This window comes from Streptomyces sp. NPDC004126, assembly GCF_050275515.1.
GTDB lineage: Bacteria > Actinomycetota > Actinomycetes > Streptomycetales > Streptomycetaceae > Streptomyces.
On the sequence record NZ_JBNNPF010000111.1, the window covers coordinates 1 to 7,065 of the forward strand.

At 72.0% G+C, this 7,065-nt stretch carries 6 protein-coding genes and 1 pseudogene; 3 read left to right on the forward strand and 4 right to left on the reverse strand.

From position 1 onward, the window contains the following. Positions 1–101: pseudogene (locus tag ACQKM2_RS40405) on the forward strand (ATP-binding protein); the annotation flags it as partial. 153 nt (positions 102–254) lie between these two features. Here the strand turns inward: ACQKM2_RS40405 and ACQKM2_RS40410 are convergent. Continuing rightward, positions 255–455 carry an acyl-CoA carboxylase subunit epsilon gene (locus ACQKM2_RS40410; protein ID WP_427719112.1) on the reverse strand — a complete coding sequence of 67 codons (201 nt, stop codon included), beginning with the start codon at positions 453–455 and terminating at the stop codon, positions 255–257. Between the two features lie 23 nt (positions 456–478). After that, on the reverse strand, positions 479–2,062 hold the full coding sequence (locus ACQKM2_RS40415; protein WP_007266768.1) for an acyl-CoA carboxylase subunit beta: 1,584 nt from the start codon (positions 2,060–2,062) through the stop codon (positions 479–481). 252 nt (positions 2,063–2,314) lie between these two features. Here ACQKM2_RS40415 and ACQKM2_RS40420 point away from each other — a divergent pair, with 252 nt between their 5' ends. Beyond that, a complete protein-coding gene (locus tag ACQKM2_RS40420; RefSeq protein ID WP_427719114.1) occupies positions 2,315–2,941 on the forward strand; it encodes a YceI family protein in 627 nt (208 codons plus the stop codon). A 29-nt stretch (positions 2,942–2,970) separates the two neighbouring features. Here the strand turns inward: ACQKM2_RS40420 and ACQKM2_RS40425 are convergent, their stop codons facing one another. Then, entirely contained in the window at positions 2,971–4,347 is a 1,377-nt protein-coding gene (locus tag ACQKM2_RS40425; protein WP_427719117.1) for a hypothetical protein, read from the reverse strand. A 128-nt stretch (positions 4,348–4,475) separates the two neighbouring features. Between ACQKM2_RS40425 and ACQKM2_RS40430 the strand changes: the two genes are divergently transcribed. Continuing rightward, the gene (locus ACQKM2_RS40430) at positions 4,476–4,973 is read left to right on the forward strand and encodes a hypothetical protein (RefSeq protein ID WP_427719120.1); all 498 of its coding nucleotides are present in this window, start codon (positions 4,476–4,478) and stop codon (positions 4,971–4,973) included. Between the two features lie 12 nt (positions 4,974–4,985). Here the strand turns inward: ACQKM2_RS40430 and cimA are convergent, their stop codons facing one another. Continuing rightward, positions 4,986–6,608 carry a citramalate synthase gene (gene cimA / locus ACQKM2_RS40435; RefSeq protein WP_427719122.1) on the reverse strand — a complete coding sequence of 541 codons (1,623 nt, stop codon included), beginning with the start codon at positions 6,606–6,608 and terminating at the stop codon, positions 4,986–4,988. Positions 6,609–7,065 lie beyond the last annotated feature (457 nt).

Below are 7,065 nucleotides of genomic sequence, written 5' to 3' on the forward strand. Positions count from 1 at the left end.
CCGACGCCCCCATCATCACCACCGACGCCCGCCACCGCGCGGACGCCAAGAGCGCCCTCATCACGCTCGTCGAGCACGCCCTCATGGCCCGGCTCCGGTAAGCAGAGCGGAACACCGCGGAAGGCCCCCGTGTCCGGGACACGGGGGCCTTCGCCGTACCCGGTGCGCGGCGCGGCGTCCCGGGGCGGGCACGCGGAAGGCCCCGCACCCCTCGGACGGGGTGCGGGGCCTTCCGGCGTTCGTGCGTGTGCTGCTCAGCCGCGCCAGCTGTGGGGGGCCTGGAAGCCCCGGCTGCGCTCCAGGCGGCGCCAGCCGGCCGTGGAACTGCGGGTGGCGGCGGCCTCCTCCGGGGTGGCGGCGGCGCGGGCGAGGAGGATCGCGGTGATCGCGGCCAGCTCCTCGGGGGCGGCGTTGCCCTTCTCGACCTTCAGCAGGGTGTCGGTGGCGGTGCTCATCGTCGGCAGGTCTCCTTCGCTGGTTACTGCGGCGGGTTGCCGTGCTTGCGAGACGGCAGATCGGCGTGCTTGGTGCGGAGCATCGCGAGGGCGCTGACGAGCACCCCGCGGGTCTCGGCGGGGTCGATGACGTCGTCCACGAGGCCGCGCTCGGCCGCGTAGTACGGGTGCATCAGCTCGGCCTTGTATTCCTTGACCATCCGGGCGCGCATCGCCTCGGGGTCCTCGGCGTCCGCGATCTGCTTGCGGAAGATCACGTTGGCGGCGCCCTCGGCGCCCATGACGGCGATCTCGTTGGTGGGCCAGGCGTAGGTGAGGTCGGCACCGATGGACTGGGAGTCCATGACGATGTACGCGCCGCCGTAGGCCTTGCGCAGGATCAGCGAGATCCGCGGCACCGTGGCGTTGCAGTACGCGTACAGCAGCTTGGCGCCGTGGCGGATGATGCCGCCGTGCTCCTGGTCGACGCCGGGCAGGAAGCCCGGGACGTCCAGCAGGGTGACGATCGGGATGTTGAACGCGTCGCACATCTGGACGAAGCGCGCGGCCTTCTCGGACGCGTGGATGTCCAGGACGCCGGCGAGGTGGCCGGGCTGGTTGGCGACGATGCCGACGACCTGGCCGTCGAGGCGGGCCAGGGCGCAGATGATGTTGCGCGCCCAGCGCTCGTGGATCTCCAGGACGTCGCCGTCGTCGACGAGCTCCTCGATGACCTTGAGCATGTCGTACGGGCGGTTGCCGTCGGCGGGGACCAGGTCCAGGAGGACGTCCGAGCGCCGGTCGGCGGGGTCGGTGTTCTCGTGGACCGGCGGGTTCTCGCGGTTGTTCGAGGGGAGCATCGTGATGAGGTACCGGACCTCGGCGATGCAGGTCTCCTCGTCGTCGTACGCGAAGTGCGCGACGCCGGAGGTCTCGGCGTGCACGTCGGCGCCGCCGAGGCCGTTCTGGGTGATCTCCTCACCGGTGACGGCGCGGACGACGTCGGGGCCGGTGATGAACATCTGCGAGGTGTCCCGGACCATGAACACGAAGTCCGTCAGGGCCGGGGAGTACGCGGCGCCGCCGGCACACGGGCCCAGCATCACCGAGATCTGCGGGATGACCCCGGAGGCCTTGGTGTTGCGCTGGAAGATGCCGCCGTAGCCGGCGAGGGCGGAGACGCCCTCCTGGATACGGGCGCCGGCGCCGTCGTTGAGGGAGACCAGCGGGGCACCGGCCGCGATGGCCATGTCCATGATCTTGTGGATCTTCGTGGCGTGGGCCTCGCCCAGCGCGCCGCCGAAGATGCGGAAGTCGTGCGCGTAGACGAAGACCGTGCGGCCCTCGACCGTGCCCCAGCCGGTGATGACACCGTCGGTGTAGGGCTTCTTGGCCTCCAGGCCGAAGCCGGTCGCCCGGTGCCGGCGGAGCTGCTCGACCTCCCTGAAGGAACCTTCGTCGAGCAGGAGCGCGATGCGCTCGCGCGCGGTCAGCTTGCCCTTGGCGTGCTGGGCCTCGGTCGCGCGGTCACTGGGGCCGCGCCGGGCCTCCTCGCGGAGGGAGTGCAGCTCGGCCACGCGCCCGCGGGCGTCCGTCGGCTCGCTCGGGGTCTGGTCCACAACGGTCATGTACCGACCTTACGAAGCGTGGCCATCAAAACCCTCCGTTGGTTCTACACAGTCTCGGACCCCGTCCGCTGTGCGGCCCGGACAGAACCTCCGAAGGATGCATGGACTCCCCCAGCAGGGACCTTCGGCCTTTGTGGGGGTTCGACAAAACGGCGACACCCCGACCCAAGAAGTTGAAATTTGAACGGAATGGGTCTAGCGTCGCTCTTGTTGAAAGTTGAACCAAACCGCAGGACTCCCCAGGAGGAAGTCATGGGCATCTTCTCCCGCCGCAGCCAGACCACCGCCGCCCCCGCCGCCCAGCAGGCCGCGGTGGCCACGCTCCCCGTCGACCCGGCCCTCGCCGCCCTCACCGGCGACTACGCCATCGACGCCGCGCACAGCAGCATCGGCTTCACCGTCCGCCACGCCATGGTGACCAACGTCCGCGGCAGCTTCGCGCAGCACGAGGGCACCCTCCACCTGGACGGCGGCGACCCGTCCCGCTCCACCGCCTCCATCGACGTGCAGATCGCCTCGGTCAGCACCGGCATCGCCGACCGCGACGCCCACCTGCTGGGCAGCGACTTCTTCGACGCCGAGCTCTTCCCGCTGATGACCTTCCGCTCCACCTCGGCGGAGCAGCTGGGCGGCGACAAGTACCGCATCACCGGTGAGCTGACGATCAAGGACGTGACGCGTCCGCTCGCCATCGACCTGGAGTTCGCCGGCTCCGCCACGGACGTCTACGGCAGCGAGCGCGTGGGCTTCGAGGGCTCGGCCGAGATCCTGCGCTCCGACTGGGGCCTGACCTGGAACGCGGCCCTGGAGGCCGGCGGCGTGATGGTCAGCGACAAGGTGAAGCTGACCTTCGACATCTCGGCGGTCAAGCAGGCCTGACCACGGCCCGCGCGGAACCCCGGGGGCGGCTACCAGCCGCCCCCGCCGTCGAAACCGCCGCCCCCGTCGAAGCCGCCGCCGCCGCCGAAGTCCCCGCCGCCGAAGTCGGACGGGTTGAAGTCGGCCCCCGAGACGTCCCCGCCCTCGAAGCCGCCGCCGTCGTAGCCGCCGTACCCGCCGCCGAAGTCCGAGGCGTACGCGGGGGTGGCCATCATCGAACCGAGCATCGTGCCCACCAGCAGGCCGGGCAGCATCCCGCCGCCGAAGTACCCGCCGGCCCAGGGGCCGTAGGCCGGACCGGCGTCGTAGTACGGCCGCCGGCCGTGCTCCGTGTCCACGGTCCGCACCGCCGGGTCCAGCCCGTCGCGCAGCCGGGCGCCGTCCGCCGCGCAGACCGGTACCGTACGGGCCGCCCCCGCGGGCGGGGCCCAGGCGGCGTCCTCCGTGCTCGGCCCGTGGCGCGGGTCGAAGAAGCAGGGCGCGCGTCGCTCCGGCAGCGGCCTGCCCTGGCGCCGGGCGTCCAGGCTGGCCAGGGCGAACCGGCCGTCCTCCAGGGCCTGGGTCACCCCCTGGACCTCGTGCGGCTCCCGCACCGAGGCCATGATCCGCTTGGCCTTCTCGTAGGAGTCCAGCCCCTGCTCGTAGTCCGCGCGCATGGCGTCGTCGGCGCCGGGCTCGCCGGGGTGGAAGTCGAGGCGTTCGAGTTCCTCGCCGAAGGCGGTGATGTCCTCGTCCACGACCACGCTCAGCCGGGCGACCGCCTCCCGCCGGGCCTCTTCCTTCTTCTTCCGGTTCCGCTTGACCAGCAGGTAGGTCCCGCCGCCGCCGGCGAGGACCACCGCGCCGAGGGCGATCATCGCCCCGGCCGAGGAGCCGCCGCCGTCGGAAGCCCCGCCCCAGGAGGCCGGGGCCCTGCCCTTCATCTGCGGGAGGGCCTGGTCGACGAAGTTGTTCAGCTCGGTCGCGGCGTCCACCGCCCCGCCCGCCTTCACCGCGTCGGTGAGGTTGCGGACGGCGTTGCCCGGCATGACGGCCCGGTCGGCCCCGGCGTCGAAGCCGTCGCCGAGCCGGATGGCGTAGAGCCCGGTGATCCCGGTCCCGGTACGGACCGTGCGCAGCACGCTGTCGGCCGGGAAGGCCGGGGTGGCCGGCAGTACGGCGACGAAGAGCGGCTTGCCGGCCGCCTTGATCTTGGCGGCGAGGGCGTCGGCCTGGGCCGGCGACAGCTGCGCGGCGGCCCCGGGGTCGACGTAGACCGGGCCCTTCTTCAGCGCCTCGGCCACGGCGGCGGTCCCCCCGTCGGCGGCGGCCGCCTGCGGAGCGGCCCCGAGCACACCGATGCCCAGCGCCAGCAGCAGACCGGACAGCACCGATCCCATACGTACGGATATCAGCCTGGTCCTCATACCGACGACGCTACCCGAACCATCCCTTTCCCGTGTGAGCTGGACATAAGCCCTTCCCGGTTCTCACGGGGCCCCGCCCGCGTAGCCTGCCGCCAGGGGGTGGGCCGATGCGGCGCGCGTGGTGCGGGGTGGCTCTGGCACTGGCGGGAGCGGGGATGCTGGCGGGCTGCTCGGCGGCCGATCTGTCGCTGATCTCGGTCGGCATCGGCGCCGACGGAACGCCGCAGGTCACGATGGCTCCGTGCGGCAAGGACGCGATCGGCACCGCGAGCCTCCACATCCGCGACAGCACCACTCCCGCGCCCGGTGCACCGCAGCCCACGGTGACGACGCCGTTGACGGACGGCTGGATGGCGGGCGGCTCCCCGCTCGCCCCGGGGCGGGTCACGTTCCCCCTCTTCTCCCCTCCGGCCACGTGGGCGGTGCGCGAGTGGGGCGCCGAACGGAGCCTCAAGCCCGGTCACAGATACAGCCTGAGCTTCCACGCCCCGGGCTTCGCCGACTACTCGGGGCACGTCTCCTTCACGGCCGAGGACCTCGCCGGCCTGGGGCCCGGCGAGGTGTGGGCCGGCGGCAGGGCCATGTCCCCGAAGAAGTTCCGCAAGCTCGTCGCGGACGAGTGCTGACCGCCGCCTGGACTACTCGGCCGGCTCCACGCCCGCGTGCAGGAGGCCGAAGGTGTAGGCGTCCTCCAGGGCCTGCCAGGAAGCGGCGATGACGTTGGGGGCGACGCCCACGGTGTTCCACTCGCGGGTGCCGTCCGTCGTGGCGATCAGGACGCGGGTCGTGGACTCCGTGCCGTGCTTGCCCTCCAGGATGCGGACCTTGTAGTCCACCAGCTCGAACTTGGCCAGCTGGGGGTAGAAGCGCTCCAGCGCGACCCGCAGCGCCCGGTCGAGGGCGTTGACCGGGCCGTTGCCCTCCGCCGTGGCGACGATCCGCTCGCCCTTGGCCCGCAGCTTGACCGTGGCCTCGTTGGCGTGGGTGCCGTCGGGGCGGTCCTCGACGATGGCCCGCCAGGACTCGACCCGGAAGTACTTGCGCGCCCGGCCCTCGGCCTCGGCGCGCAGCAGCAGCTCGAAGGAGGCGTCGGCGGCCTCGTACGTGTAGCCGGCCAGCTCGCGCTCCTTGACCCGCTCGACCACACGGGCGATCAGCGCGCGGTCGCCGCCGAGGTCGACGCCGAGCTCCTTGCCCTTGAGCTCGATGGAGGCCCTGCCGGCCATGTCGGAGACCAGCATGCGCATGGTGTTGCCGACGCGCTCGGGGTCGATGTGCTGGTACAGGTCCGGGTCGACCTTGATCGCCGAGGCGTGCAGGCCCGCCTTGTGCGCGAAGGCGGAGACGCCGACGTACGGCTGGTGCGTGGAGGGGGTGAGGTTGACGACCTCGGCGATGGCGTGGGAGATGCGGGTCATCTCGCCGAGCGCGCCCTCGGGGAGGACCTTGCGCCCGTACTTGATCTCCAGCGCGGCGACGACCGGGAAGAGGTTGGCGTTGCCGACGCGCTCGCCGTAGCCGTTCGCGGTGCACTGGACGTGCGTGGCGCCCGCGTCGACGGCGGCCAGGGTGTTGGCGACGGCGCAGCCGGTGTCGTCCTGGGCGTGGATGCCGAGGCGGGCCCCGGTGTCGGCCAGCACGGTCGAGACGACGGCGGTGATCTGGGCGGGGAGCATGCCGCCGTTGGTGTCGCAGAGGATGACGACGTCGGCGCCGGCCTCGTGGGCGGTGCGGACGACGGTCTTGGCGTACTCGGGGTTGGCGCGGTAGCCGTCGAAGAAGTGCTCGCAGTCGACGAAGACGCGGCGGCCCTGGGCGACGAGGTGGGAGACGGTGTCGCGGACCATCTCCAGGTTCTCGTCCAGGGTGGTGCGGAGCGCGAGTTCGACGTGCCGGTCGTGGGACTTGGCGACGAGGGTGATGACCGGCGCGCCGGACTCCAGGAGGGCGCGCACCTGCGGGTCCGAGGCGGCGTCGCCGCCGGCCCGGCGGGTGGCGCCGAACGCGACGAGCTGGGCGTTCTTGAAGTCGATCTCGGCCCGGGCGCGGGCGAAGAACTCGGTGTCGCGGGGGTTGGCGCCCGGCCAGCCGCCCTCGATGAAGCCGACTCCGAACTCGTCCAGGTGCCGGGCGATGGTCAGCTTGTCCGCGACCGTGAGGTTGATGCCCTCACGCTGGGCGCCGTCGCGCAGGGTGGTGTCGAAGACGTGGAAGGCGTCGTCGAGGGCCGCTGTCGGCTGGGTCGCCTCTGTCGTCGTCATGCTGATCTGACTCCTGTCGGATGAGTGGTTCCGGAGACCGGGGATCCACTGCCCCCATCATCGCGCGCCGCCCGCTTCCGGCATGTTTCTGCCCTTGGAAACGAAAAGACCCCTCGCGGGTGCGAGAGGTCTGCGCGCGGGTCTGAGGCACGGTGGCCGCTGCCGCGGAGGTCGTCCACGGTTTCAGCGGTCACAGAGGACCGGCGCGCTGCTGTCCATAATCATGAGCTGAGCAGACACGCTCGCAGTGTGTCACACGGCCCGTCGCCGGTGGACGCCGGTCTCAGCATGCGGGCACCCGGCGTCCGCCAGGCGGCCCGCCGCACGTGGGAGCCCTAGGGCCTGTCGTCAAACTCCCGTCTGCCCCGCGACGCCTGGCACGCGCTCTCGCCGCACCGGGCGAAAGCCAAGTACGTCCAGTACGCGGGCTTCCGCCCGGCGCACCGAGAGCACGCAC

Excerpts from the sequence above, each read along its gene's own strand:
- cimA (WP_427719122.1), bottom strand. The coding sequence starts at position 6,608 with ATGACGACGACAGAGGCGACCCAGCCGACAGCGGCCCTCGACGACGCC.
- ACQKM2_RS40420 (WP_427719114.1), top strand. The coding sequence starts at position 2,315 with ATGGGCATCTTCTCCCGCCGCAGCCAGACCACCGCCGCCCCCGCCGCC.
- ACQKM2_RS40425 (WP_427719117.1), bottom strand. The coding sequence starts at position 4,347 with ATGAGGACCAGGCTGATATCCGTACGTATGGGATCGGTGCTGTCCGGT.
- ACQKM2_RS40410 (WP_427719112.1), bottom strand. The coding sequence starts at position 455 with ATGAGCACCGCCACCGACACCCTGCTGAAGGTCGAGAAGGGCAACGCC.
- ACQKM2_RS40415 (WP_007266768.1), bottom strand. The coding sequence starts at position 2,062 with ATGACCGTTGTGGACCAGACCCCGAGCGAGCCGACGGACGCCCGCGGG.